This is a genomic window from Pedobacter paludis, from assembly GCF_003173575.1.
GTDB lineage: Bacteria > Bacteroidota > Bacteroidia > Sphingobacteriales > Sphingobacteriaceae > Pedobacter > Pedobacter paludis.
The window spans coordinates 553,300-579,127 of the sequence record NZ_QGNY01000004.1 but is presented as its reverse complement, the minus strand read 5'-3'; the positions used below and the strand labels follow the sequence as shown (position 1 = coordinate 579,127).

Annotated in this window: 27 protein-coding genes; 1 reads left to right on the top strand and 26 read right to left on the bottom strand. The window is 32.6% G+C overall.

The window, feature by feature from the left end; translation table 11 throughout:
* The 26 genes from DF947_RS14010 to DF947_RS13885 form a co-directional block, all read right to left on the bottom strand.
* Positions 1-1,020: a glycosyltransferase gene (locus DF947_RS14010; RefSeq protein WP_109930656.1), complete on the bottom strand. Its 1,020-nt coding sequence runs from the start codon at positions 1,018-1,020 to the stop codon at positions 1-3.
* A gap of 1 nt (position 1,021) precedes the next feature.
* Entirely contained in the window at positions 1,022-2,014 is a 993-nt protein-coding gene (locus DF947_RS14005) for a hypothetical protein (RefSeq protein WP_109930655.1), read from the bottom strand.
* A complete protein-coding gene (locus DF947_RS14000) occupies positions 2,007-2,711 on the bottom strand; it encodes a hypothetical protein (RefSeq protein WP_109930654.1) in 705 nt (234 codons plus the stop codon). Before DF947_RS14000 ends, DF947_RS14005 begins: the two co-directional genes overlap by 8 nt.
* 1 nt (position 2,712) lies before the next feature.
* Positions 2,713-3,699: a glycosyltransferase gene (locus DF947_RS13995; protein WP_146202925.1), complete on the bottom strand. Its 987-nt coding sequence runs from the start codon at positions 3,697-3,699 to the stop codon at positions 2,713-2,715.
* Between the two features lie 3 nt (positions 3,700-3,702).
* Complete coding sequence (locus DF947_RS13990; protein WP_109930652.1) at positions 3,703-4,719, bottom strand: glycosyltransferase family 10 domain-containing protein; 1,017 nt, start codon at positions 4,717-4,719, stop codon at positions 3,703-3,705.
* Entirely contained in the window at positions 4,716-5,591 is an 876-nt protein-coding gene (locus DF947_RS13985; RefSeq protein ID WP_109930651.1) for a glycosyltransferase, read from the bottom strand. Before DF947_RS13985 ends, DF947_RS13990 begins: the two co-directional genes overlap by 4 nt.
* 2 nt (positions 5,592-5,593) lie before the next feature.
* Complete coding sequence (locus tag DF947_RS13980; protein ID WP_109930650.1) at positions 5,594-6,358, bottom strand: glycosyltransferase family 2 protein; 765 nt, start codon at positions 6,356-6,358, stop codon at positions 5,594-5,596.
* Positions 6,355-7,017 (bottom strand): class I SAM-dependent methyltransferase, encoded by a 663-nt coding sequence (locus DF947_RS13975; protein ID WP_109930649.1) that lies wholly within the window; start codon positions 7,015-7,017, stop codon positions 6,355-6,357. The genes DF947_RS13980 and DF947_RS13975 overlap by 4 nt, the downstream gene beginning before the upstream one ends.
* On the bottom strand, positions 7,010-7,894 hold the full coding sequence (locus tag DF947_RS13970) for a glycosyltransferase (RefSeq protein WP_109930648.1): 885 nt from the start codon (positions 7,892-7,894) through the stop codon (positions 7,010-7,012). The genes DF947_RS13975 and DF947_RS13970 overlap by 8 nt, the downstream gene beginning before the upstream one ends.
* 13 nt (positions 7,895-7,907) lie before the next feature.
* Positions 7,908-8,780 (bottom strand): alpha-1,2-fucosyltransferase, encoded by an 873-nt coding sequence (locus DF947_RS13965; RefSeq protein WP_109930647.1) that lies wholly within the window; start codon positions 8,778-8,780, stop codon positions 7,908-7,910.
* A gap of 15 nt (positions 8,781-8,795) precedes the next feature.
* Positions 8,796-9,767 carry a glycosyltransferase gene (locus tag DF947_RS13960; protein ID WP_109930646.1) on the bottom strand — a complete coding sequence of 324 codons (972 nt, stop codon included), beginning with the start codon at positions 9,765-9,767 and terminating at the stop codon, positions 8,796-8,798.
* Complete coding sequence (locus DF947_RS13955) at positions 9,767-10,372, bottom strand: hypothetical protein (RefSeq protein WP_146202924.1); 606 nt, start codon at positions 10,370-10,372, stop codon at positions 9,767-9,769. The genes DF947_RS13960 and DF947_RS13955 overlap by 1 nt, the downstream gene beginning before the upstream one ends.
* A 307-nt stretch (positions 10,373-10,679) precedes the next feature.
* The gene (locus DF947_RS13950; RefSeq protein ID WP_146202923.1) at positions 10,680-11,564 is read right to left on the bottom strand and encodes an alpha-1,2-fucosyltransferase; all 885 of its coding nucleotides are present in this window, start codon (positions 11,562-11,564) and stop codon (positions 10,680-10,682) included.
* Positions 11,561-12,262 (bottom strand): FkbM family methyltransferase, encoded by a 702-nt coding sequence (locus tag DF947_RS13945; RefSeq protein WP_109930643.1) that lies wholly within the window; start codon positions 12,260-12,262, stop codon positions 11,561-11,563. The genes DF947_RS13950 and DF947_RS13945 overlap by 4 nt, the downstream gene beginning before the upstream one ends.
* 2 nt (positions 12,263-12,264) lie before the next feature.
* Positions 12,265-13,455, bottom strand: a complete 1,191-nt coding sequence (locus DF947_RS13940) for a glycosyltransferase family 4 protein (protein WP_109930642.1) — start codon at positions 13,453-13,455, stop codon at positions 12,265-12,267.
* 22 nt (positions 13,456-13,477) lie between these two features.
* Positions 13,478-14,512, bottom strand: a complete 1,035-nt coding sequence (locus DF947_RS13935; RefSeq protein ID WP_146202922.1) for a glycosyltransferase family A protein — start codon at positions 14,510-14,512, stop codon at positions 13,478-13,480.
* 4 nt (positions 14,513-14,516) lie between these two features.
* Positions 14,517-15,623 carry a non-hydrolyzing UDP-N-acetylglucosamine 2-epimerase gene (wecB, locus tag DF947_RS13930; RefSeq protein WP_109930640.1) on the bottom strand — a complete coding sequence of 369 codons (1,107 nt, stop codon included), beginning with the start codon at positions 15,621-15,623 and terminating at the stop codon, positions 14,517-14,519.
* Positions 15,620-16,396 carry a glycosyltransferase family 32 protein gene (locus DF947_RS13925; protein ID WP_109930639.1) on the bottom strand — a complete coding sequence of 259 codons (777 nt, stop codon included), beginning with the start codon at positions 16,394-16,396 and terminating at the stop codon, positions 15,620-15,622. Before DF947_RS13925 ends, wecB begins: the two co-directional genes overlap by 4 nt.
* On the bottom strand, positions 16,393-17,118 hold the full coding sequence (locus DF947_RS13920; protein ID WP_109930638.1) for a hypothetical protein: 726 nt from the start codon (positions 17,116-17,118) through the stop codon (positions 16,393-16,395). Before DF947_RS13920 ends, DF947_RS13925 begins: the two co-directional genes overlap by 4 nt.
* Complete coding sequence (locus tag DF947_RS13915) at positions 17,115-18,377, bottom strand: ABC transporter ATP-binding protein (protein WP_109930637.1); 1,263 nt, start codon at positions 18,375-18,377, stop codon at positions 17,115-17,117. Before DF947_RS13915 ends, DF947_RS13920 begins: the two co-directional genes overlap by 4 nt.
* A gap of 38 nt (positions 18,378-18,415) precedes the next feature.
* A complete protein-coding gene (locus tag DF947_RS13910) occupies positions 18,416-18,781 on the bottom strand; it encodes a four helix bundle protein (protein ID WP_109930636.1) in 366 nt (121 codons plus the stop codon).
* Between the two features lie 108 nt (positions 18,782-18,889).
* Positions 18,890-19,744, bottom strand: coding sequence for an ABC transporter permease (locus DF947_RS13905; RefSeq protein ID WP_109930635.1), 855 nt, complete (start codon positions 19,742-19,744; stop codon positions 18,890-18,892).
* 21 nt (positions 19,745-19,765) lie between these two features.
* Positions 19,766-20,866 carry a DegT/DnrJ/EryC1/StrS family aminotransferase gene (locus DF947_RS13900; protein WP_109930634.1) on the bottom strand — a complete coding sequence of 367 codons (1,101 nt, stop codon included), beginning with the start codon at positions 20,864-20,866 and terminating at the stop codon, positions 19,766-19,768.
* 64 nt (positions 20,867-20,930) lie between these two features.
* The gene (locus tag DF947_RS13895) at positions 20,931-22,079 is read right to left on the bottom strand and encodes a glycosyltransferase family 4 protein (protein WP_109930633.1); all 1,149 of its coding nucleotides are present in this window, start codon (positions 22,077-22,079) and stop codon (positions 20,931-20,933) included.
* Positions 22,069-23,856: an asparagine synthase (glutamine-hydrolyzing) gene (gene asnB, locus DF947_RS13890; protein ID WP_109930632.1), complete on the bottom strand. Its 1,788-nt coding sequence runs from the start codon at positions 23,854-23,856 to the stop codon at positions 22,069-22,071. Before asnB ends, DF947_RS13895 begins: the two co-directional genes overlap by 11 nt.
* Positions 23,857-24,367: 511 nt before the next feature.
* On the bottom strand, positions 24,368-24,871 hold the full coding sequence (locus tag DF947_RS13885) for a UpxY family transcription antiterminator (protein ID WP_109930631.1): 504 nt from the start codon (positions 24,869-24,871) through the stop codon (positions 24,368-24,370).
* Positions 24,872-25,406: 535 nt separating this feature from the next.
* On the opposite strand from DF947_RS13885, the gene DF947_RS13880 reads away from it, so the two are divergent.
* Positions 25,407-25,766, top strand: a complete 360-nt coding sequence (locus tag DF947_RS13880) for a hypothetical protein (protein WP_109930630.1) — start codon at positions 25,407-25,409, stop codon at positions 25,764-25,766.
* The last annotated feature ends 62 nt before the right edge of the window (positions 25,767-25,828 follow it).

Here is a 25,828-nt window from a genome sequence, read left to right as displayed (position 1 = left end):
TTATTTTATTAATGAAAGATATTGTTGGGCAATGTTCGTTACATCAAAACGCTGTTCGGCTATCAGTCTACACTTTTTTCTGCTTATTTTTTCGATACTTCTCAAACTGTTCAACATTTCATCTTCATTGTTTATTATAAATCCATTTTCAGCATCACTTACTATTTCTTTTACAGAACCCCTATTATATGCAATTACGGGGGTGCCACAAGCCATTGCTTCAATCATGACCATTCCGAATGGCTCGTCCCAATTAATTGGGAAAAGTAGCGCTTTTGATATGCCTAAATATTTATTCTTTTCATAATCGTTCAAGGCACCTAGATATATAATTTGTTTTTGATCAAAGAAAGGTTTAAGCATTTTTTCGTAATATTCTAAATTATCCTTTGTATCGGGAATATTGCCTCCAATAAGCAATTTACTCCCCGATTGTATGGCAACATTTATAGCATGATGAACACCCTTAACTTTATCAAGTCGCCCTAAAAACATCAGTGGTGCATCAGTAGCCACTTTTTCCCGTAATTGGTATTTTGAAAAATCTATTGCATTATAAACCGTTTTCCATAAACCAGCTACATTTCCTGTTGTTACACAATAATTGCTACATGCTGTAAATGTTAGATTTTTATAAGGTAGTGCAGTTATTGTTTTTATTCCTTTTTTTGATACTGGCCTGCCGTAAGTCATTATTTTTTTTACAGATTCATTGAGTATTGGGATAAGATATGCCAGTCGGCCGAAATTATGTACCAGATCAAATTTTTTCTTATTTCTAAATAGAAATTTCCAGACAAACAAAAGTTCTTTAGTTTTTTGCCACTTTGATCGCTTTAGGTCATTTAACCCAAATGAATATACTTTACCACTAATAATAGAATTTGGCCCTGCCAATAAGCTTACTTGATGCCCTAATCTCGTATATTCTTCAGCAAACATATATATCAAACGTTCATGACCGCCGTAGGTTGGCGGAGGAATGGGTATGCCAGGATCCATTATTAGTAAAATCTTCATTTTAAGATTTAGAATCTATTATTTTATTGACAATATTCAAGTAGTCATCCGCCTGCTTTGAGAGCGTTAAATTATTTAAAATATATGTTCTTGGTTGAAATTTTTTTTCTTCGATGTTAGTTAAAAAATCATTTATTTTTAAATTGAATTCAGTTATGTTTTTAAATTTATCGCCACATAAGTTCGACCAATAAGGAACCGAAGTCACTTCTTTGAATTGTACTGTTTTCGGGAAAAATTTGGGATCTTGCCAATAACCTTGCCTATCCCAAGCAAAAATAGGTATGTTTTTAGACAGAGCTTGCAGGTACGCAAAACCCTGAGTTTCATGTTCGCATAAAAAAATCATTGTACTTACCTGATCTAGTTTTTTTAGATAATCTATTTCTTTGTAACTACCATATTTAATGTAGTCAACTTCGATCGACCTCTCAGCAAGTGTATCGAGAATTGGTTCCAATAAATTTGCAACAAGTTCATCGCGATCCCAACGGATTTTATCATAAACCAAAACTCTTGTTTTATTTAATTTATAATTACTTGGTTTCCATTTATCTGTTTCTATTCCGCTTGGCCACACGCTAATTGGGATATTGGTTGATAAATCTTGCTCGAACATTTCTTTCATCCATCTGCACGGTGCTATTAGATGAATAAGATTTTGGTTGTTCCAAAAAGAATTTTCTGATGGATGAGATGGAAGACCAGGTCCATAAATAATTCTTGTGTGATCTGGAAGTTTTTCTAAAAGATGAGGCCTGCCGAATACTAAAGCAATTATGTCTTTATTTTTCTTTAAAATTTTGAAGTTATTGACTTCATAATCCTGTCCAATTTCCTTTAAGCCTGATAAAAAATTAACAAACCACCTTTCTACTCCACTAATTTGTTTTGGGCCACGGATAAACCTTCTTATTAAAGATCTTGGAAAACGATCGTATTTAAACCATCTATCAGTTTCCAGTTCTTCATAATAAACATAAAGTTTACTCATTTACTTCTTTCCTATTATCATCAGGATTACCACTGATGCCCGAAATATTTAATAATTTTAATTCTTTTGTTTTCAATTGAAGTGCCCTTATAGCTTCTCCCATTCCTCGTTCAATAGATATCGATGATTCATGAAAATTAATTTCTGCATTTGTGTTTAGTATATTTCCGATTACTTTCAAAAAACTTCTTGGACCAACAATTTTAAAATGATACCCGTAGATATAATCGATAGCCTTTAACAAAATCGTTTCTAGAATTCTTTTATTTCTAACATAATAGCATCGTGTTGAGATTGTTGTTTTCAAATCAAATTTTCCTGCAAAATCGTAAGCAGCCAATTCTTCAAAATCCCAATTCTCATTTAGCAGGTATCGTCCTGAAATTTTTAGAATTGGTTCATTGTCTGGAAGGTCTCTAAGCCCTAATAATAAAAGGTATATCTCTGATAGACCTTTGTTTTTATAAGGCAACACATCAAAAGAAGTAGCTTTTGCAGGATACAATAAATCAATTATCTCATTGTCTAATCTTGGTATAGAATTATCGAAAACATAAATAGAATCGAAGTTTTTGTTTTCTAAAGATCCGATGGTATTAATTGTATCGGCAAGTCTTGATTCATTGCTAATAAGATTTTTATTTAGTTTTTCTGTTGTATAAAAAGGAAAAATAGTAGAACTAATAATAGAAATCATATCAGCGCATTTTTTGTTTTATATATTGCAATCTTCGAGATAATTTCCAGCTTAAATTATTTGCTAAAAAATCAATAAATTTATGGCCAATATAAAATTTGGGCAACTCTTTTCTGCCTAGAATTTTTATTGCTTCTTTTTCGCATATCTTATACAAATCATATTCATTTGGATAGCATCGAATAGCCAATTGCCAAAAATAATCAGACATGATTTTTTTATAAACAAGTAAAGATTTGCTTTTCAATAAAATATCTGCCTTGGATTTGAGACTTTCTATACTTGCTGTTAAATTTTTTCTACCAAAATTGTTTGATAAAGAAGCATTACCACTATACTTTCTATAATATGTTAAACTTTTAGGCAGATAATATACATGGTTTGCTTTTAGTATAACTCTAAGAAAAAATTCTCCATCATCATCAACCGTTAGGGTTTCATTCCATGGTCCTGCAAGCTCAATGATACTTTTAGGACATAGCCAAGAATGAACTTCAACCATACCTGCGGGTAAGTTTGAAACTCCGCCATTCATTTTTATAATAAAATTGTCTGGACTCTCTTTCGGTTGAATGTAGCGACAGTGATGGCTATTCAGTATCGTATTATCAGAGTAAATCTGCTCTTTAAAATTTATACAATCTCCAAACGCAATAGATGTATTTTCTTTTTCCAAGACTTGCATTTGTATGTTGATTTTATCTACATCTAGAAGATCATCAGCATCAATATACTGTATATAAGTTCCATTAGCTAGGTTTAAGCCTTTATTTCTCGCAGATGATGCACCTTTATTATTCTGAGAAAAAATTTTCACTCCAAATTTCTCAAATTGTTTTGCTGTTTGTAGAGATCCATCGGTAGATCCGTCATCCACAATTATCAATTCAATATTTTTATAAGATTGTTGAAGTACAGATTGAATGCTTTCTTCCAAAAAACGATTGGAATTATAAACGGGCATAATCACAGATACTAAAGGTTTCAATTCTTAATTTTTATGTTCAAAAATTTCTATCCAGCGCTTGTTATTGAAAGTATCATCTGGGATTTTATTGCCTTTAAACCAAGGTTCATTAATATATTGATAGTATAGTTCATCATTACTATCAATTTCAATAATTCTGTCTATTAATTTTGAGAAATTCAAATTATCCAATTGAAGACGCATTTTAAACTTTCTTCCCCAACTTTTTAATTTTCTTTTTATTCTATAGTATGGTGAATTAAAAAATGTTGGTCGAATATCATTAAAATCTTGCTGGGAATGTTTTTCCAAAAAATTGACTAACCAGTTTGATTTAACATTTACATAATCAGAAGCATTTATAAAACTTTTGTTATTAAATAGCTCATTCACAAAAGGATCTCCAAAATAAATAGGTAAGCTTCTTGTTTGCATTGCATCATACAGCTTTTCAGTTTGGTAGCCAGCATAAATATAGTTTTCAAAAGCAATTGTAAACTTATAATGCTCTAAAAAAGATCTCTTTCTTTCCCAAGTATTTCCCCTATAAAAATTGTCGATTGATGGCATATTGTTCATAGATTTTCCGGGAGAATCTATTTTTTTATATTTTGATAGCTGTTTGAAAAATTCTTCTCGATAATCTACTTTAGTCGAATACAAAAAATTGCAAAATTTGACCTTTTCCTTTTCAGGCTCATTAGCCAAAAAATCTATATCCTTTTTAATCAAGCATTTTGGATCCAAGCCATGCCATTGAATCCTTTTATAACGGTAACTATTAACTTCTTCTTCTCTTATAACTCCAAATGCCCATTCACAGAGTGTTAAATCTGGTTTAATATTCTCACAATAATATCCAATTCGAATGTAATTGCCTGGCTTCGGAACATCATTGCCATAAGGGCCAAATAATATAAAATCTGGCTTATTTTCCTCTTCTATAAAATGATATTGATCTACCAATTGAGGGAATATTTCTTTTAGCGCTGTGATAAAGGAAATTCCATTCTGACATCTTATTTTAACCTGTTTTCTCAATAAAACTTATCTGATTTAATAATTTTTATTCTTGTTAAAAACAGCTTTACAACAAAACCAATAACATCATACAAAGAGGAATTTGAAATAAATTTCCAGCTAAAGAAAATTTTAAGTATATCAATTAATGGATAATTTAGAATGTTCATTCTAAAAAAAAGTATTTTTCTGTTTCTCCATTCTATTAACTTTTGTTGGTTGCGAGATAGATTACCCAATGGAAGAATGTGTAACCATTTTCTCGTGTATTTAACAGAGTATTCTACCCAATCCCGATTTAAATTTCCAGAAGAGAAGTGTTCGATAAGAATTTCGCCAGTGGCATAAATTTTATTATACTGACCTACCTGTGTACAAAAATCTAAATCGTAAAAATGGAATTTATCAAAGTTAATTTCATCAAATTTATTTTTGCTCCAAATTTCTTTAGTGCAACATAAAAAAACACCATCCAACGTTTTTACTTCATCAAATTTAACGGTGGAGTTTATATTGGCAACAGTATCTGCATAGTGCTGAATAATATTTAGCGAATCTGTATTATATAGCCCTTGGGCCCAAATGCTTGGTACAATAGATTTATATTTTGAACCAGCAACACCAAGTATACCAGCCTCCTGATTTTTATTAAAAAAATTAATAATGACTTTACCCCAATTCTGAGTATGAACAAGAATATCTTCATGTACAAAGCAAAGCAGCTGATATTTACTTAAAGAAGCACCAGCATTGTAAGCCTTGCAAATTCCAAAATCATTATTGATATTGTCTATTTTAATAATTTCATAATCAATACCAATAGTTTCTTCAATGTTTTTTGAAACATTAATAAATTGGTTTTTATCTTTTGAGCAAATTACAATGGAGAGCAAATTTAAGTTGCTTTTTTTTGGTTAAAATTAAGATATCTTTCTTTAAGCCAATATTTTAGCTTGTCGTATAAGTATAAACTAAAATTGTGGTGAATCCATTTATACTTATAATATGCAAAACCTTCCAATATCAAATTGTTGTTTGTAGAGATTTTTTCTGATGATAAAGTTTCGCTACCTAAATGCGTAACCATTGCAGATTTTATCATTGCGTTTTTGAGTTGATTGCACTTTAAAGTTAGGCGATAATCATCATCGGCATACCAAAATTTAAAATGTTCGTCAAATTTGCCTGTTATATTAATGGTAGATCTTTTAATCATAAAACACCAACCTGTAAAATTTATTCCATTTACAAAACCATAATTAATTTCATCAAAACTATTTTGTTGATTACCATGAAATATAGGACAGTAGGGGCACAGGCAGGCAAGTTCAGGATCCTTATTCATTGCATTAATAAGTGAAGTTGCCCAGCCTCTGTGAAAAATTAAATCATTATTACAAAAGCAAATAAGATTGCTTGAACTCAATTTTGCTCCAATATTCAGAAATTTATGAAATCCAAATTTTTCTCTTGGATATACTGTTGTACTGTTTTTATATTGAAAAGGTTCAATTTCTCCATTTGATTCAATTACCAAAATATTGAATTTAATTTGCTCAGCATCTTCAGATTTTAAGAGCGTATCTATCGTTTGCTCTGTAACCTGTTTCAGTTTTTCGTTTTTAGTATAGCTAAGAATGATTATATCGATATTAATCATTGCGATTTTACAACTGTAGCAAATTGTTGATATTTAGTATCTTCAAATTTATTTGTAAAGATTTTTAAAAATCTGAGGACTAATGAAAATTTTTTTGAAACGGATTTATTAATTCCTTCATGCAGGATAATTCTATATCCAGCATTTTTATATAGCGAAACAATACTTTTCTTGGTAAAGAACCTTAAATGTGTACGATCCATTATTCCTGCATCCTGATATTCAAACTCTCCTAAATAAAATAGCCGATACAAGTAAGGGGCATGCCGAAGATTTGGAATGGAACTAACAATTATTCCATCATCTTTTAAAAAAGATTTTGAATACAATAATATTTTCTCTGGGTCTATAAGATGTTCCAATACATCATTAAAAACAATACAATCAAAATGTTGTAGGGGTAGGTTATACTCAGTGTTGAAAACTGCGTTATCAAAGATATCTATATTTTTTTTAGCTAAGTTTATAAATCTCGAATCTGGCTCAATCCCCCAATAAGTGCATTTGATATTTTCTTTGATCATGGCACCAAATGATCCGTCTCCACAACCTATTTCTAAAATGTTTTCGGCATTTGTAGGAATGTATTTAACCATCTCATGCCTTTCATGCTGATAGTAATTAGAATCTTTTTCTAAATATTGTGCTTTATTATACATCAACAATGAAATTCTTATCAGACTGAAATTCTGTTTCCTCTAAAGTTTTATAAAGATTAGGGTAAACCTCAGAAAAATTTATGGATTGATTTTTTGAGTTTTCAGACCTTTTGTAAACAATCTTCCCGATTTTGATTTTTAATTTACTATATATAGAAATATTACTATTGTCTCCCTCATATTCATAAGCCAAAATGCCTATTTCTCCTTCTTTTTTTAATGTTTCTTTTGATACTTTAGATGTAATATTACCTGGTGTATTTACGCTCATAGCTGTATAGCCCGTGTAATAGACTATTTTACATTGTAGATAGCTGGCTCTTAACGAAAATTCCCAATCCATCATTACAAATTGAGTGTTAAAGAGCCCAGTTTTTGATAATGCGTTACGCCTGATAAGGAGATATACATCACTAAAACTAAAACTTTTTGTAACCCCTTTTCTCCAATGTTTGAACTCATTTAATCTTGTATTTTTAGATATGGTGATTGAATCCAGCAAATTTGCAGTTAGCGAATTTGATATGCAAAGATCGTAATTAGGATTTTGAAGCATAAAATCAGCGCATTTCCTTATTGCATTATACTCGAAAACATCATCATCTATAATTTTTTTGATTAATATTCCACGGGCCAAGAGCATTGCTTTATTCCATCCATGAGCTTGGTTTTCATCGGGTTCGGATATATATTGATGTATTTTTTTACGTTCAAATAAATTATCCAAATATTCTTTAGAGCCATCTGTACTGTTTCCATCAATAACAACAATTTCTTCGTCGTTTTGTAAAATATCAATGAGTTTTTCTAATGTAATTTTTAAAAACGGTAGCCTATTTCTGGTCGAAATTATATAAGATATATTGAATTTATACATTAGGCTCGATTAACTAATTAACTTCTATCTGATGCCAGTTTGATGGATAGATTTTTGTAGGATACTCTTTTTTTATCAAGTGCCCTAAAAAGTATTTCGGGCAATAAATTTCCTTTTCCTCATTTTTGTTTAAATATGCTGCCCACCAACTAAACGAACTGTTGGATATAATTAAAGTTTTCGCAAAATAAAGATGTAAAAAATCATTGATTGCTGTATCCTTAGAAAAAAAACTATTTTCTAGATAGGAAAAAGCTGATTTTACTAAATCGATATCATCAGATAGGAAAACATAAAAATTATCTTCGCTATGTATGCCACTTATAATCTTCTTAAAATATTCAATGGGTAACGATAAATCTTTTCCACCTAAATTTAAGTGCTCCAAATCCAAATAATCCGTTTTTCTAATATGTACAGCAACAACATGTTTCCTGAATAAAAACTTAAACTTTGTTCTGTACTTAGATATTATCGAATCCTTAATTTCAAACAATGATTTAATGCCCTGCTGATGTCCCGCAAAATATAGGGGCGATTGAAAGTAACCATAATAAATGGTAGCATCTCTTTTAATATCAGCTAAAGTTGGTTCTTCAGTATTATCGATTTGAGAAACATTATTTATATACAGTTTTTTTATAATAGCATAAAAAAAACCTCTGGCATAATGGCTAAAGAAAAGTTTACATGAAGCAGTATTAAAAATTAAGCGGTCTATTGAAATAAATAAACTATTTTCCAATTTAAAATATTTATAAAGCTCAATCGGACTTCCTTTTTTTAACAAGAAATAAGTTGTTTCTTTTTCTTTTGAGTTGGCATAAATGAAAGCATATTCAAACATTTGATTTCCTAATCTTCCATTTAACTCAACGCCTACCATCTCAAAGCAATAACATTAATGTTTTTCAATAATCGAATTAAATCTAAAGTTTATCCTTAAGAAATCAATACCCACAATCCACCAATTTCTTAACCTTATTTTTTCAACAGAACCTTCATCATTAATCAGCTTGGGTAAGTATATAACAGAATACTTTAGAGCCCTGCCAAGATTTAACAAGGCTTGTTTAAGCCAATAAAATTTACCTATTTTATCAAAGTTTAATGCTAATTCGTAAGCATTTAATATTACATATGATTTAGAAAATCCACGATGTAATTTTTTAACATATTTCCAGGTTAACCTTTCGGCTGGTAGATAATGGCTAAAACTTAAAGCGTTACTATAAAAAACATTATATCCATTCAAAATCATTCTGTAGCACATTTCAGAATCTTCGCCGGATGTAAGAACGTTTTTCTTTCTGCCACTTAGCAATAAGGGACCAAATTTATCGCTAGTTTTAAAGAAGTAATCTTTTCTAACTGCCATACCAGCTCCATAAACTGTATTTACCTTAGAGTTTATTTTTGCCTGCTCGCCGATGGCATAACTTTGATAAAAACTTTTAAACCACCATGGTTCCAATGTCTCAAATATTGGCTTTCCACAACCTCCAATTATACCCACAAGTTTATCTGAACTGAAAATATTATACGTTTCCTGCAAATAATTGCTCCCGAGCCAATTGTCGTCATCGCAAAAGACTAAGTAATTATATTTAGCGCTATGTATTCCTCGTTGTTTGGCATATTTTAACCCTTCTTTGGGCTCTGGGATAACTTTAAATTCAAAAGGCCCATTGGCCTCTTTCCAGCATAATTCTGAAAAAGCTTGTGTGTTATCCGTAGAGCCATTATCAATTAAAAGAACCTCAACCGAAATTTTAGAATTTATTTCTTGCCTGGTCAAATGCAAAAGGGTTTCCTTTATTTTATTTTTACTGTTGTAACAACAAATAATTACGGAAATTCCTTCAGTTGGCATTAATTAATTTTCGGCAATAAACTATGTGGATTTTTATATTTTTTCCTAAAATAATTTAGGAAATGAAAAGGAACATTTATGCACAAATTAACAATTAATGTCGCTAAAAAAGTAGGAAACCCAAGTTGATTTAATTGCAATAAAATGCGTTGCGAAATATAAGGAAACGAGTTAAGGTTATTTCCACCAAAATGAATTAGGAGTTGTGAATTATGCTCATGAGGATTGTTTTTAGGCTCAAAAAAAATAAGACCCTTTATAACATTTAGTTTTTTGGGTTTCCTAAATGCCGATATGCCAGTAACAAACAAACCGTTATCATCAATTGGTAATTGCCCATGTGATATCATTCCAATGGAAACTAAATCTTCTTCATTTTTCCAATCTCCATGGATTCTATGAAAACCATATTCATCATATTTTTTTGAAATTTTTCTGGCTGTTGTATAAATATCTGAGGTTAAGACAGAGCGTTTGAGGTAATACAATCCCCCGTTAAACATAATTGATTTATCTATTTTAAACTCTCCCTTTGCGAATTTAACATTTTCTTCTCCCCAGTAATCTGCGAGTGGTACAGTTTTTCCAATTACCGTAACATCCATTTTATTGCATGCATCGAAAATCGGCGATAAATTTCCATAACATAACGAATCGGCGTCTATATAAATGGTTTCATCCGTTTGTAAAAAATAGTCTAGATATAATTTAGTCTCTATGAACAGATTTGCAATTTCTTCCTCGATCGGTAAGATGGTTACTCCTTCAATTTTGGTTTTAAGCCGCAGGTTTGTAGCAATAAAAATTTGTAAATCCGGATTGTGAATTTTTATAGAAAGCGCACAATTCAATGCAAATTTTACATATTTCTTTTTATTTGTTGCAAGAATAAGAATTGATCGATTTGACATTTTATAAGCAAATACTATCTACAGGAACGATTATCCAATCTTCAGGATATATATATGGTGGAACAGTCTCATTAATATTGTATCCGAGAAAATGTTGCGGTGCATAAATTCGTTTATCTTTGTTAGCATTTAGATATGCGGCCCACCAACTAAAAGTGCTGTTGGCAATTATACAAATATTTGCATTTAAGAGATGTTGAAAATCTGTAATAACGTTACCAGTTGAAATAATTTTATTGCTTATATAGCTAAATTCTGATTCTAAATAAGACGATTCATCACTTAAAAAAATTATTAAATGCTCTGCAGTTAAATAGGGTTTTAAAACTTTATGGTAATAATTTAAAGGCAAAGAAATATCAGCATTCCCTAAATTTAAATGTTGTTGGTCTACATAATCTCCTTTTCTTATGTGTACAGCAACAACTATTTTTTCTTTGTAAAGATTAGAAAATTGAGTGTTGAATTTATCTCGAAATTTATCTTTTATAGTGAACTTAGATTTTATGATTTCCTTATAATCAACAAAGAATAATTCTGATTGAAAATAACCAATGTAGAGTTTTTTGTTTTCAAAATCGTTTGTATTGACCGGTTGTGTTAGAGAAAACAATTGTGTTTTATTTATAAATAAAAGCTTAAGCAAGGTTGCAAACGCTTTTCTTAAGTAATGATTAAAGATGTTTTTATAACCAGAAATATTGAAGATTTTACTTGCAAGAAACGATGTCGCAGAATTTTCAATATTAAAATATTCGTAGATAATTCCTCTTTGTTGAGATTGATCCATAAAGAAATTAACTCCAATTTTTTCACTTGCTGATATGGCAAAGGCATATTGAAAAAGTTGATTGCCGAGTCTCCCTTGAAAAGTTACACCAATCATTTTATTAAAAGCCAATTTTCCCAAATGAAATCGCAAAGATAAGTTGGCCTATGAGTTTTGCTTAATTCTTCTCGTATGGTGTACATCTTTTTTATTGCATTAGGAACAAAATCATGAAACTGGATTTGGAGATTTTTAATGCTTTTTATTTTTCCAGATTCAATTAAATGCATTAGCAAATCGTATTCTCCGCCTTCAATATTAATCTTCATTAAATCTATTGAGCCTATATTATGGGTCTCTAAAAATTCACTAGCCTTTTTAAGGTGAATTTTGCTCATGTTACTGGTTTTTTTGTAAACCGACGATGCCACAGAATCCATCGAAATTTCTAAATCCGTTTCTTCAGAAGATAAGCCAAAGTTAAAAACCTTTATTTTTTTGTTTTTTATAAATCGCTTTTTTATTTCTAAAAAAAATGACTCTAAGACTTCAAAAATATATACTTCACACTGATATTGACTAAAAAAGTCACTTGCAAATTGCCCATCATAGCCGCCCAAATCAAATACAATTGAATTTTGATCTAAATCATAATCAAATCTAATTTGTTCACCGCCAGCTTCCTGGAATTTTTTCCATCCTAAATCTTTTAATGTTGGCTTGGGATGATAAATTTTTGATGCAAATCTTTTACACCCGCTATTTAGTTTAGCCCCTAAAACAGTAATCTTTTCACTTAACCATTTAGTTGCCATGATTAGAATCCCCAGGTTCTTTTAATGTTCATACTTTTAGTTATTGTGCTTTCAAAGGCAATTATTGCATTCTCTAAAGTGTAGTACTCTAATACATTCTTTAATTTTGTTGTGCTTAAACTCCTATTGTCATTTGTTTTTAAAATATCTAATGATTGTTTTATAGAATTTGGGTCTAGGGGATCAAAATATATTGCTAAATCGCCAGTCATTGCCTTATGACCTTTTAGGTTCGAACAAGCTATTTTACAATTTAAATGCAATGCTTCTAATAGGGGCATATTTGTAGGGCCTAAAAGGGTAGGAAAAACTAAACCCTCCGAATTTTTATAAAGCCATTTTAAATGCTGATCAGCAATAAATCCTGGAGTTTTTATAGCATGTTCTAAGCCCAATTCTTTGATTAAACTTTTAATATAATTTCCATTTCCTTGATCACTTCCTGATAAGATTAAAATATAATCCTGATTATTGTCTTCGATAAAAGATTTAAAAGCAATTATAAGATTATAATGGTTTTTATGCGCCCAAAACTGAGCTGGATATATAAAGAATTTCGTATCTGAGTTTAACCATTCAGGTTTTTTGGGTATAATGTTTTCAGAAATGATTTTACTTGGAAAAAGCGGTAAAATTGTAATCTTATCTGCAGAAATGTTATAATGGTTAATAATCTCATTTTTTCCAGTTTCAGATTCAGCACAAATTAATAAAGCCTTATTTAAATTATTATGAATCTTTTTCTCTCTATTTTCCCAATTTCCAAACATGGCAACTTCTGGAAAAGGATGAGTGGTTCTATGCGCTAAATCCCAGTTCATAATTATGTAAGGATAATTTTGAAGGAACACATCTGGTGTAGGATAAAAAATAATATCGATCTCAAGTTTTCGAAGGTCTTGTTCAGCTTTTATATAATTCTTTTCAATATCCTTTCGAATGATGTTGATGCTAAGGTACTTATGGAAAAAATTTACCTTCTTTTGGTAAAGTGGGCTCTCTGAATAAGATAAGTTGATTACTTCTTTTTTAAAAATGGTTTTAAGTTTAAATCCTACAAAAAAAATCTCTATTTCATTTCGAAATTTTTTTTCATCAATACTTTCAATTAATTGATATAAAAATGAATGCCCTCCGCCAGATTCTGGAATAAAGCTTGCATCAACCCATACTCCAACTTTAAACTTTTTCATTTTTATAATTTACTTAATGTCTTTATTGAATGGGTAATGTGTAGTTCCAATAATTTTTTTTAAGAACCCAGTTTTTAACATTTGGATCAGTATTAAAAGCATTTTGATGAAACATAAATCCTTGTTTTTCTGATTCAGCTAATTCTTCAAACATTCTCTTTATTTCTTCTGGCTTTTCTGATTGTTGATTTTTTGGCCAAAACTTAAAATAAATTCTTTGTGCTTTATTATTGATTCTTTTAATCAAGGATAATGGTTTAATAGCGGTTGGAGCTAAAGCATTGTCTTTATATACAGAAGCTCTACTTATTGAGAATGAGTTGCATACTCCCTGATAATATGCTCTTTTTTTGAAATATTCAAATGTCAATCTCTCATTTGGAATAATGTGTTTTACCAAAAGTCCTGGATGATAAAAAGCCTCTAAATTTTGTGCAATTGCTTTTTGTGTTAAAGCAGTTTCCCCATCGCCCTGAAACTGTTGTAGGCTTGCAGGAATGCAATCAGGATGAAATCCTTCCAATCTAATTAACGTTGCCTTACGACAACAAAAATTTAATCCGCAAACAAAAATAGGGCTTATTTTGATTGGTTTATTGCCTAAATCCAATAAACTAAGCCAAAAACAAAACTTTCCGTCGTTAAATTTGTCCCAAAAATAGGCTAACCAATATGGGGGGGCTTTTTCAAAATCGGGTAAGCAAGGCCCAGTTGCAAAATGCAGATCCTCATTTTCGTCAAATAAATTTTTGAGTGTATTTATGTAATAGGCATTTAGGATTACATCATCATCTAAAAAACATAGTATCTCTGCTGATGCCAATTCAACCCCCCGATGTCTACCGGTTAATAATCCTGGCATGTCGTTAAATTCATATTTCAGATTTGGGATTTTGTCTTTAAATCCCTCAACAATTTGTAATGTATTGTCACTTGATCCATTATCAATCACAATTACCTCAATTTCATTTAATTCGGATTGCTTATAAAGGCTAGTTAATGTACAACTTAGCATTTGTGCCCTATCTCGGGTTGGGATAATAACTGATATTCTCAAAATATCATTTCAGTTTTGATTCAAGATACTCGTGGATTCTCTTAGATGCCATTCCATCACCAAATGGATTTTTTATTTTGGTCATTTTTAGATAGAGATCTTTATTTTCCAATAATGTTGTTGTACGCTCAACTATTTTTCTTGTAGATGTCCCAGCTAAAATGGCAGTTCCAGCAGTTACACCTTCTTGCCTTTCGGTATTCTCTCGAATGATTAATAATGGCTTATTTAAACTCGGTGCCTCTTCTTGAATACCTCCTGAATCGGTAATAATTAAATAAGATTTATTCATGAGTTGAACGAAATCAAAATAATCTATTGGCTCAATTAAGATAACGTTATCGATATCAGACAATAATTTTCGGGCAGGGCTGTTTACATTTGGGTTTAAATGAACAGGGTATATAAAATTTACATCCGGAAATTTTTCAGACAATTCTTTAACAGCTTTGCAAATATTTTTGAATTTTAAACCGAAGTTTTCTCGCCTGTGACAAGTTATAAGAACGATTTTCTTATCAAGCACATGCTCTGGTAAAAACTTTAATAAATTATGAGATTTATTTTTAGATGCAAATACGAGGGCATCAATCCCGGTATTTCCTGTTAAGCAAATATGCTCTGAACTTACACCTTCGTTAAGCAAATTATTAAAAGCATTTTTTGTAGCTGCAAAATGGAAGTTGGTTATTTTGCTAATTACTACTCGGTTAAATTCTTCAGGAAACGGTGAATATATATCATTTGTTCTTAAACCTGCTTCTACATGTGCAACTTTTATCCCTGCGAAAAAGGCAACTGTAGCGGCCACCATTGCTGTTGTTGTATCACCCTGCACAAAAACTACATCGGGCTTTATTTTGCTTAAATATTTGCCAATTTCAGTGAACATTACGCCAACAACTTCGCTGAGTTGCTGGTCTTTACTCATGGTTTCTAAATTTACATGTATATTGATATTAAATAGTTTTAATATCGGAATAACCATGTCTTTATGTTGCCCTGTAAAACAAATGTTTAATTCAAAAAGATTGTTTCTTGCAAACTCTTTAATTACTGGAGCTAGTTTAATGGCTTCTGGTCTGGTGCCAAATACAAATGAAATCCTCATTTGGTTAGTTTCATTTTATTCTTTAGTCTTTTAAAAAGCTCTGCAAACAGATATTTGGATTTAACATATTTAACGAGCTCCTTATCCGCAACTATTTTGGAAACCTTAATTGCTTCTAAATACTTTTCCTTATAATAGTCTAAATTTAATGCATCCTTAAAGGGAATTGGATGTTCACCATCTTCTACCCAAGAGCAATTAAAATGGTGACATGCAAAATTTAAGGTTATATCAACGCAAAACACATCAGATGAATAAATTACAATTCCATCATCCAAATATTGGGTAGCATTCTTATTTGGGTCTACTTTGTATTTATCTATTAAGATTTCTGAAACGATTTTTGTGTTGGTTTTTAGGCTGAATTCCATCTGGTCATAATAATAATTCAGTACAGCCTCTGGCCATGGATGTTTTTTCTCTGAAGCCCATAGGGCAGTAAAGGGTGCGCCTGTCTGTTCGAAACCAGAAAAAGCGCTATGATTTAAAAATCTATTTAAAGAATGTTTTATTTCTACATCTGTATCTAAATAAATTCCCCCGTAATTATATAAAGCATAGGCTCTTACAAAATCACTTACGAAAGCCCACTTTTTAAGCTCAAATGCTTTTTTAACAAAAGTATTCGAGTTTAGAATATCGAAGTTGTTTTCATCCCATTTTATAATTTGATAATCTGGTAATTCTCGTTCCCAGGAAGAAATACATTTCTTAATTAATGGATCAAAATCATTATTTCCAAACCAACAATAATGAATTATTTTTGGGATCATATTTTTTCTAAGAATAAGAAAAGTCCGCTTGTGAAAACTTTTGCGCCATCTTTTAAAATCCACCTATGATTTGGATGTTTATCATATTGCAACTTTTGTAGGCTAAATCCATTCAGTATTTTTGCAATTTTATCATCTTCATTAAAATCATCATAAATAATTTTAATGCGATGAGATTTTTTGAATTTTTTAATAATATCGCTAACAAGATTATCAACAATAAAAGGGTGAACCTCAACAACGATATCGCAGTTTAGTTGCCAAGTGTAAACAAGAGGATTTAATAAGTAAGATTCACCTCCCTCACAATCACATATTAATAGTTCAACGGGTTTTTCCCATGTGGCTAGAATTTCTTGAGTAGCCAAAGGAAATAGGTTAGGGGTATTAATTTTATTATACTTACACCATTCAATAATCATTTCATGGTAAGCCATATTCGCCTCAAAAATATAGGTTTCATTTGGTTGGAAAAGATAAGAGAGTGTTGCACTGTAGTATCCATGCCCGCCACCTATCATCATAATGTTGTTAACTTGCTTTGATAATAGAGCTTCCCAAACTGGGAATAAACAAGATTCATACAGGCCAAGAATTTCAGAAACGGATAATTCGGAAATTAACTTATCGGGAATATTTAAGCCAGAAAATGGCCCATAGTATATTTGTCCCCCCGTTTTTTTTAATAAATGTTCAGTTGTGTTTTTGGTAGAAAGTATCATTGCACCACATTAATATTTATATTTGGGACTAAACTGATTTGTCCAGGCCAACTATCTCTGTAAATTCCACCTCTTCTTTTATCATCATCTAAAATTGTAAATGTATAGCAATTTTCAATTATATAGTAGAGATCTCCAGATGAACTGTTAAGGTGAAGATTAATAAAATACTCACCTTCATTGAATATATATTTAGGAATTGGGATGACAAATTCATGTTTTCCAGTACCAAGAGAAGCTATTTCGGAATGAATATGAAAAGTGTTTATGCAGGTTAACAATTCCTTCATTCCATTGTAAATAGCAATACAGAATCCTAAATTTGGATTTTGAACCTTAACTTCAAGTAAAACTTTTATAAATAATTCGCTGCCGTTTGTTACGCTATTAACAGTTTGATTTTTTGCATTAGTACAATATAGCTTTTTCGCTGAAAAATCGTCGTTTTCAAAAAATACTTCTTGTTTATTGTAGTTTATAAAATAAGAAGAAATAATTTTCGAAATTTTACCACTATATTGTACTATACCATTATTCAATAAAATTCCTTTATCGCACAGCTGTTTTATACTTGCCATATTATGACTCACAAACAACACTGTCCTTCCTTCTCCTTTACTCACTTCTCCCATCTTACCTAGGCACTTTTTTTGAAACTCTGCATCACCAACAGCCAAAACCTCATCCACAATTAAAATTTCTGATTCTAAATGAGCTGCTACTGCAAATGCTAATCGGACATACATCCCAGAACTATATCTTTTTACGGGAGTATCCAAGTATCGTTCTATGCCGGCAAAATCTACAATCTCCTCTAGTTTTCGTTGAATTTCCTTCTTACGCATGCCCAATATAGCACCGTTCAGAAAGATATTTTCCCTGCCAGATAATTCAGGATGAAATCCTGTTCCCACTTCGAGCAAACTGGCTATTCTGCCCTTACCAGAAATTTTTCCGGTTGTAGGTGCTGTTACCTTACTCAATATTTTCAAAAGCGTACTTTTCCCTGCGCCATTCCGACCAATAATCCCTACCGCATCACCTTGTTTAATTTCGAAGTTGATGTCTTTTAAACTCCAAACGACATTACTTTCACTTTTGCTATGTTGATCATTACTTTCTCCGATGCGTAAAAATGGATCCTCTTTTCCACGAATGCGAGCATACCAACGCTCTAAATCCCGACTGATCGTTCCAGTCCCAATTTGGCCAAGTTGATAGGCTTTAGAAAGGTTTTCTACTTTAATGGCTACAGACATGAAAGGTTAGTTGGTTTTTGGTCAGTTGGTGAGTATCCTTATATTGTTTTAAACTGGGCTTTGTGAAGTGCATTTATTTTGTTTGTAAGTTCTTCTAATTTTTGTCGCAGTCTCAAATATTGCTCCTCGGTAATGTACCTTAAATCTAAAGCGCCAATTAAATGATTAATTGTCTCAATTGCACTTGAATAAGCGATAACGTAGAAATGGGCTCGGTCTTTATTAGTAAGTCTTGCTGATCCTTCAGAAATATTATCTCCAATACTGCTTGCTGAACGCTTTATCTGGCTCGTCAAACCGAATAGTTCTTCTCTTGGAAATAGATTGACTAAGTCATAAATGTCTTTTCTGAATTTTCTGGCCAATTGCCATACATCTAATTTTTCGAATGGATAGGTATACATAATCTTTATTTAGTTCTAAATCAAAAAATAAAGGATGATTTTACTAATGTATTAAGTTTATACCATTTATTCATCTTCCCAGATCCGCGTCTTCCCAACTAAACTTTTTTAAACCGTATCCACAAAATTCCGTTCCACTTTATTAAAAATTATGATTCCGATAACGAGGAGCAAAACAGTAACTGTAGTAGCATAGCCTAAGCTTTGCCAGCTGAAACTTCCTTCACCCAAAAAGCCGTATCTAAACGTTTCGATAATGGGCGTCATGGGGTTGTATTCAATAATCCAGCTGTATGTTGGATATTTTTCTATAGCAGTTGATAGCGGGTAAATTACAGTAGTTGCATACATGAACAATTGCACGCCAAAACCAATTAGAAAAGCAAGATCTCTATATTTGGTGGTCATTGCAGAAATGATCATACCTGCGCCCAAACCCAAAAGCGCCATGAGAACTAGGAGCAAAGGAAACAATAGAATAGCCCAAGTAACCTGAAAGTGCGCTCCTAACAAATAATAATAGCCCATGAAAAGCAGAAACAAAATCATCTGAACACCAAATCTCACTAGATTGCTAACCACAATACTCAAGGGCATAATTAACCTTGGAAAATAAACCTTACCAAAAATCCCCGCATTATCCTTAAATACAGATGAGGTCTTGTTCAAACAATCTGCGAAATAGTTCCAGGCGGTAATCCCTGCCATATAAAAAAGAGGTTTTGGTAAACCATCAGTAGAAATTCCGGCTAAGTTTCCAAATATGAAAGTGAAAATTATTGTAGTAAACAAAGGCTGAATGAAAAACCACAGGGGCCCAAGAATAGTTTGTTTGTAAAAAGAGACAAAATCCCTGCGAACAAGAAGCCATAATAAATCACGATATGCCCAAACTTCATTAAGTTTTAAATCTAATAAAGACGATTTGGCTTCAATGGTCCAGTCGTGTTCTTGTTCGTTCATTATGGAAATTAAATCTGTAGTTTAACAGTAGCTCAATGCCTTAAGCTTCAAAGCTGCCAAAATTATATTTGTAATTAAATCAACATCTTCCATTTCCAAAGTATGATAGAGCGGAAGACAGATAATCCGTGAGGAAATGGACTCACTTACAGGGCAATTTTGCAGGGAATTAAATATTGGTACTGTATTTAAGGACGGATAAAAATAACGGCGTGGAAAAATGTCATTTGACTCAAGCGCTTCAATCACATTCAAAGTCATTTCCTCGTCTTCCAGTACTATTGGCATGTAACAATAATTTGGTTCGCTATCCGCAACCTGCTCTTGAAATTTTATGGCGATATTACTTAACTTCTTCCGATAATATAAACACAATAATTTGCGCTTTTTTAAGATAGAGTCAATATAGTTTAAATTTACCAATCCCATAGCGGCATGAAATTCTGAATTCTTTCCGTTTATTCCGATTTCAGCAAAAGAGTGCGCACCTTCAAAGCCAAAGTTCCGCATATAAGATACCTTATTCAGTAAAGATGATGAATGACAAAATAAAGCACCACCTTCTACTGTATGAAAAAGTTTGGTTGCATGAAAACTTGTGATGCTGATATCTCCATACGAAAAAACCGACTTGTTTTTATACAATGATCCAAAGCAATGCGCAGCATCGTAAATGACCTTCAAACCATATTTGGTCGCAATTTGTTCAATGGCATCAATATTACAGGGATAACCAAAAACATGTGTTGCTAAGATTGCAGACGTTTCTGAAGTAATTGCATCCTCTATTAAATCAGGATTCAGATTAAATGAATTCGAGCAAATATCTACAAAAACAGGTTTGCAATTACCCCAGACAATTGAACTGCTCGTAGCTACAAAACTGAAAGGAGTGGTAATAATTTCACCTTTTAATGCTAAGGCTTTAATTGCAATCTGAAGTGCGGTAGTACCGTTATTTACAAAAATTAGCTTTTGTATGTTTAAGTAGTCTTTCAGACTGGATTCTAATGCATTCACTAATGGCCCGTCATTAGTTAGCCACTCAGATTCCCAAATACCATCGAATAATTTATAAACCTCTTCTTTTGGAGGTAGGAATGGTTTAGTAACCTGTATCATTATTTTTTGGTGTGATTTAACAATTATACATTCAATCTTGACGCTTAATTACCAATAATTGGCACTACGCATAAACAAACTTTTTACCAATACTTCCTTTGATAATGAGCAACTCTACAGCTTTTTTATACCGGCTATAATTGAAAACCTCCATACAATCGCGTTGCAAAATGAGCTTATCATTTATGCTTTGAGGATGATCTAAAAAGTATTGGATTTTCTCCTGAATGTCTTTCAAATTGTCAGGGTCTACTAGGGCGCCAAGCCTTCCATTTCTCAAAGCATCAATACTTCCGTCTTTATTCCCGGCAATAACCTGTAAACCACTGGCTACGGCTTCTATAAAAACGATCCCGAAACCTTCTTTTTTGCTGGGCATAATAAATATATCTGATAAAAGGAAATGATCCGTTACTTCAGCCTCGTCTACAAAACCAATAATACGAATCCGTTTCTCTAAATGATGTTTTTTAACGAGTTCATCCAATCTTCGTTTTTCGAGGTCATCCCATTTTCCTCCTAATAAATAAATAAGATTTGGATGTTTTTCTAACAAAGCTGGAAGCAATTCTATATTATGATCATAGCCCTTGTATTTTTCTGATGATGACAACCTGGACAGCGAAAATAAAATAATGTTGTCTTCGTTCAATTGGTATCGATCTAATAAAAACTTCGGCTTATCAAAGTTCTTGGAGATATAATAAAAAGGATCTAAGCAGTTATTTAGAACTTCCAATTGAGCCTCTGGAATGCCATGCATCGTATGGATCTTGCTGGCAGTAAAGTGGCTTACACAAATAATCATATCCAAACTTTTAAGCACATTAACCTTTGCTTCTGGTAACGACCTCCATATTTCTATTCCGTGAGCAATGAGGTAAACTCTTTTTTTGGGTTGGATTTTTTTAATCAAATAGCCAACATTAAGCAAGTGGATGTGGCTGAGTACAATCACATCAGATTTAAGTCCTTTAATTAATGCTTTAAGCACAAAGTATTTTCGATTAAAATTGAAACCTGTGAACTGACTTTTGCTTAAATACCTCGAATCGCGTTCCGTATCTCGATCATACATGGAGTAAACAGAGGGCTCTACTTTTTTTTCCTCACTTAAATCATAGAAAACCCTGCACAAAGTTCGGCATACTTTCTCTATGCCTCCTGTAAAGCCAAATGTTTTTAAGGTTAAAAATAGCACTTTAGCTGGCATGATAAATTCGGTAGAGTGCAAATGCAGAAGACCAGTGGAGATTATTATCTCTAAAGGTATGCATTAAGGCTTTGGCCCTTTTATTAATATAAATCTCAGGGTCGGAAATGTCTCTATTCTTGCGCATCCACTCTTGGAAAGGAAAGGTAAATCCCATTTTGGATCTGTTCCAGGTTTCCACAGGTAGATCATCTTTGTAAGCTTCTACCAAAAGCTTTTTCTTTTGCTCGTAGCTAAATTTGATTTCATTTGAAATGGAGAGTACCAGACTAACAAAATTTCGATCCAAAAATGGCACTCGAACTTCAACACCATGACTCATGCTCATAAAATCGGTATCCTTTAAAAGCTGGTTTTGCATGTACATATTAAATTCGAACCAGCTTGCCCGTGTTTCGTTACTGGTATTTTTAATATGTGCACTTACCGGAATGTTTTCCAGGCAATCAAGCACAGTCTTCATATCAATATCCAAAAGTTCTGCAATAACATCAGGTGAGTACACGCCTCGTAAGCACAGATATTCGCCGATAGGGGAGTCCAAACTCAGATAATAAAGTCGTTTAAGTTTAATGTTTTTAAAGTAGCGTGTGCTTTTTAGGCTGCTTTTACTTAACCAGTTTAAATTTTGAATTTTATGGATCCGATCAAAAGAAGGATAACCTCCAAATAATTCGTCGGCGCCTAAGCCAGAAAGGACAGATTTTATACCGTTTTCTTTGGCCGCTTTGCAAACAAACCAGGTGTTTATCCCATCATTGGTCGGCTGATCCATGTTTTGGATTACGGCATCAAAATTCTGTACAAAATCTCGATAAGTGATCAGACGTTCTATTTTATTTGCATTGATTTTATTAAGCAAACCGGTTCTCTGCTTGTGCTCAGAAAAATCGATTTCATCAAAATTTGCGGAGATACAGCTTAAATTATCTTGGCTATATTGATTGGCCAGAACGGTTATAATACTAGAATCAAGTCCGCCACTAAATAAAACGCCAATATTTACATCAGAAATAAGCTGCTGTTGAATAGATTTGCTCAGTTCTTCCCTTATTCTTTTAATTGCGTAGTTTTCGTCGGTAATAAAGGATGAACTTTCGAACTGAAAATAAGAAGTTATCTCGCAACTTGAAGTGTTTAGATGATATCTTAAATAACTTCCCTTTGCAAAGCTATACACGTTTTTGAGCGTGGTATATGGTTCTGGAATATGGCCAAATGCAAGATAGTAGATTTTCCAATTTTCGTCTTCCTGATTAATATGGGCATGTTGAAATGCCTTAACTTCCGAAGCAAAAGTTAGCTGGCCATTTTCTAAATGATAATAAAGCGGTTTAATTCCGTTAAAATCACGAACAAGATATACGCATTGTTTTTGTTTATCAAAAATGCTAAAGGCAAAAATTCCATCTAATTTTTCGAAAGATTTTTCTCCCCAGTGCTGATAGGCGTATAATATAACTTCTGTATCGGTTTGGGTTCTGAAAAGATATCCCTGAGAAACCAATTCTGCTCTAATTTCCTTAAAATTATAGATTTCTCCATTGTAGGTTACAGCAAGATTTCCATCCTTGCTTTCCATAGGCTGATGTCCACTCGAACTCAAGTCTAAAATGGCCAGTCGTCTATTTCCAAGACAAACATGGGCATCTAAGTCTGCATAAATCCCAGAATCATCCGGACCTCCGTGTTGCATGCTATCGCACATCGCTTTCACCCGATGGCTAAGGATTTCAACAGATTGATTTCGATCAATAATTCCAGCTATGCGACACATTTAGAATAAAAATATTTCAAATGTTAATAATCAATAAACAACCAACAACCAATGAACTATTGACTAATGAACTAATGACCAATAAACCATCCTTGCACAGCTTCGCCCTTTCAGTCACATTTTTAATTTAAAAATGACCGATTAATCTTGATATTTTCTTAATGCTAATCTAAGTCGATTAGACATTCATTTTAATTTGCATTCCTTTTTTTCCTAAGCTTTTCTACTAAACCTCAGATAGGCATGCAATAAATTTTCATTATGCTTATTCTCCCTGCTTGGCCTCTGCACCAATCTCTATTCTGCTCTTAACCGGCCTAACATCCCGATTTGTCGGGATTGAAGCAACTACTGTCCGGCCCTGCTCACTTGCTTGGTGTCAAAAATTTTAATCCGGAGACTTTTGTTTCTTTTGGTCTATCAAAAGAAAGATGCCCATCCGTCTAGAACCCCACCAATCATTTTATTTCAAAAAAGCAACAAATATCTCTTTCTAATAAAGTAATATTCCTTAAAACTTCTCAATAAATTTCATTGAAGTATTAATTTCAATGGCATACCCCATGTTATGTAAACGTAAAATGATGCGCTGTTTATTGTGTATGGAAACCAGTTCGGCTAGCATTCCCTTAAAGGGGCCCGCTTTAACAACAACTTTTTCGCCTGCTTTAATAGCAAAATCGAAAACTTCTAAATCATCTTCAGTAGCCAATAATAACTTTAAATCCTGTATTTGTTTGTCTGGTAAGCTTGCTATATTCCCTGAGAAATAAATAAACCTCGAGATGCCGTTGGTCATTAAAACTTCCGTCTGCTCTTTGGCCGAAATATACACAAACAGATAAGATTTTATTAAAGGTTCTTCAATAATTTTTTTGCGATCGCTCCACTGTTTAAGTATCTTTTTAAGAGGAAGATAGGCGATAATGTCTTTACGGATTAATTCTTCATAAGCTTTTTTTTCTGCTCTCGAACGCGTGTAAACTGGGTACCATCTATAATTATTGTCGATCATCTATAAAACTTATTTCAATCTTCAATTATCTTGTCTATTCAAAATGTAAAACCTGAAAATAACTAAACCTCTATTTTTAACTATAAATCTTGCTTTTTAGCATCGTCAGGTCTGCACCAAATCTCCGTTCTGCTCTCAACCGGCCTAACATCCCGATTTGTCGGGATTGAAGCAACTACTGTCCGGCCCTGCTCACTTGCTTGGTGTCAAAAATTTTAAGCCGGCAATTTTTGTTTCTTTTTGTTGTCAAAAAGAAAAAAGCCTGTTCGGCCAGGACTCAAAAACATTCTTTATATCAAAAAAGCATTTAAGCTATTTGATACTGCCCCCTGCTTAGCCCCTGCACCAAATCTCCATTCTGCTCTCAACCAGCCTAACATCCCGATTTGTCGGGATTGAAGCAACTACTGTCCAAGCCATCTCACTTGCTTTGTGTCAAAAATTTTAAGCCGGAAACTTTTGTTTCTTTTGGTCTCTCAAAAGAAAGAAGCCCGTCCGGCCAGGACTCAAAAACATTCTTTTATATCAAAAAAGAATGTTGCAACTGGCTACCGCACCCTGCTTGGCTCCTGCACTAAATCTTCGTTCTGCTCTCAACCGGCCTAACAAATTTTTGAAGCAACTACTGTCCAAGCCTTCTCACTTGCTTGGTGTCAAAAATTTTAAGCCGGCAATTTTTGTTTCTTTTTGTTGTCAAAAAGAAAAAAGCCTGTCCGGCTATGACTCCAAAACATTCTTTTATATCAAAAAAGAATTATGCAACTGGCTGCCGCACCCTGCTTGGCCCCTGCACCAAATCCCCGTTCTGCTCTCAACCAGTCTAACATCCCGATTTGTCGGGATTGAAGCAACTACTGTCCAAGCCATCTCACTTGCTTGGTGTCAAAAATTTTAAGCCGGAAACTTTTGTTTCTTTTGGTCTCTCAAAAGAAAAAAGCCTGTCCGGCTAGGACACAA

Bases quoted from the DNA above. Each gene is read 5' to 3' on its own strand.
- DF947_RS14010 (WP_109930656.1), bottom strand. From the start codon at position 1,020: ATGAAGATTTTACTAATAATGGATCCTGGCATACCCATTCCTCCGCCA.
- wecB (WP_109930640.1), bottom strand. From the start codon at position 15,623: ATGAGGATTTCATTTGTATTTGGCACCAGACCAGAAGCCATTAAACTA.
- DF947_RS13885 (WP_109930631.1), bottom strand. From the start codon at position 24,871: ATGATCGACAATAATTATAGATGGTACCCAGTTTACACGCGTTCGAGA.
- DF947_RS13925 (WP_109930639.1), bottom strand. From the start codon at position 16,396: ATGATCCCAAAAATAATTCATTATTGTTGGTTTGGAAATAATGATTTT.
- DF947_RS14000 (WP_109930654.1), bottom strand. From the start codon at position 2,711: ATGATTTCTATTATTAGTTCTACTATTTTTCCTTTTTATACAACAGAA.
- DF947_RS13980 (WP_109930650.1), bottom strand. From the start codon at position 6,358: ATGATTAATATCGATATAATCATTCTTAGCTATACTAAAAACGAAAAA.
- DF947_RS14005 (WP_109930655.1), bottom strand. From the start codon at position 2,014: ATGAGTAAACTTTATGTTTATTATGAAGAACTGGAAACTGATAGATGG.
- DF947_RS13975 (WP_109930649.1), bottom strand. From the start codon at position 7,017: ATGTATAATAAAGCACAATATTTAGAAAAAGATTCTAATTACTATCAG.
- DF947_RS13955 (WP_146202924.1), bottom strand. From the start codon at position 10,372: ATGGATGTTACGGTAATTGGAAAAACTGTACCACTCGCAGATTACTGG.
- DF947_RS13920 (WP_109930638.1), bottom strand. From the start codon at position 17,118: ATGATACTTTCTACCAAAAACACAACTGAACATTTATTAAAAAAAACG.
- DF947_RS13910 (WP_109930636.1), bottom strand. From the start codon at position 18,781: ATGTATACCTATCCATTCGAAAAATTAGATGTATGGCAATTGGCCAGA.
- DF947_RS13945 (WP_109930643.1), bottom strand. From the start codon at position 12,262: ATGGCAACTAAATGGTTAAGTGAAAAGATTACTGTTTTAGGGGCTAAA.
- DF947_RS13915 (WP_109930637.1), bottom strand. From the start codon at position 18,377: ATGTCTGTAGCCATTAAAGTAGAAAACCTTTCTAAAGCCTATCAACTT.
- DF947_RS13970 (WP_109930648.1), bottom strand. From the start codon at position 7,894: ATGTATAAATTCAATATATCTTATATAATTTCGACCAGAAATAGGCTA.
- DF947_RS13965 (WP_109930647.1), bottom strand. From the start codon at position 8,780: ATGGTAGGCGTTGAGTTAAATGGAAGATTAGGAAATCAAATGTTTGAA.
- DF947_RS13905 (WP_109930635.1), bottom strand. From the start codon at position 19,744: ATGAACGAACAAGAACACGACTGGACCATTGAAGCCAAATCGTCTTTA.
- DF947_RS13895 (WP_109930633.1), bottom strand. From the start codon at position 22,079: ATGCCAGCTAAAGTGCTATTTTTAACCTTAAAAACATTTGGCTTTACA.
- asnB (WP_109930632.1), bottom strand. From the start codon at position 23,856: ATGTGTCGCATAGCTGGAATTATTGATCGAAATCAATCTGTTGAAATC.
- DF947_RS13900 (WP_109930634.1), bottom strand. From the start codon at position 20,866: ATGATACAGGTTACTAAACCATTCCTACCTCCAAAAGAAGAGGTTTAT.
- DF947_RS13880 (WP_109930630.1), top strand. From the start codon at position 25,407: ATGTTGCAACTGGCTACCGCACCCTGCTTGGCTCCTGCACTAAATCTT.
- DF947_RS13940 (WP_109930642.1), bottom strand. From the start codon at position 13,455: ATGAAAAAGTTTAAAGTTGGAGTATGGGTTGATGCAAGCTTTATTCCA.
- DF947_RS13950 (WP_146202923.1), bottom strand. From the start codon at position 11,564: ATGATTGGTGTAACTTTTCAAGGGAGACTCGGCAATCAACTTTTTCAA.
- DF947_RS13960 (WP_109930646.1), bottom strand. From the start codon at position 9,767: ATGCCAACTGAAGGAATTTCCGTAATTATTTGTTGTTACAACAGTAAA.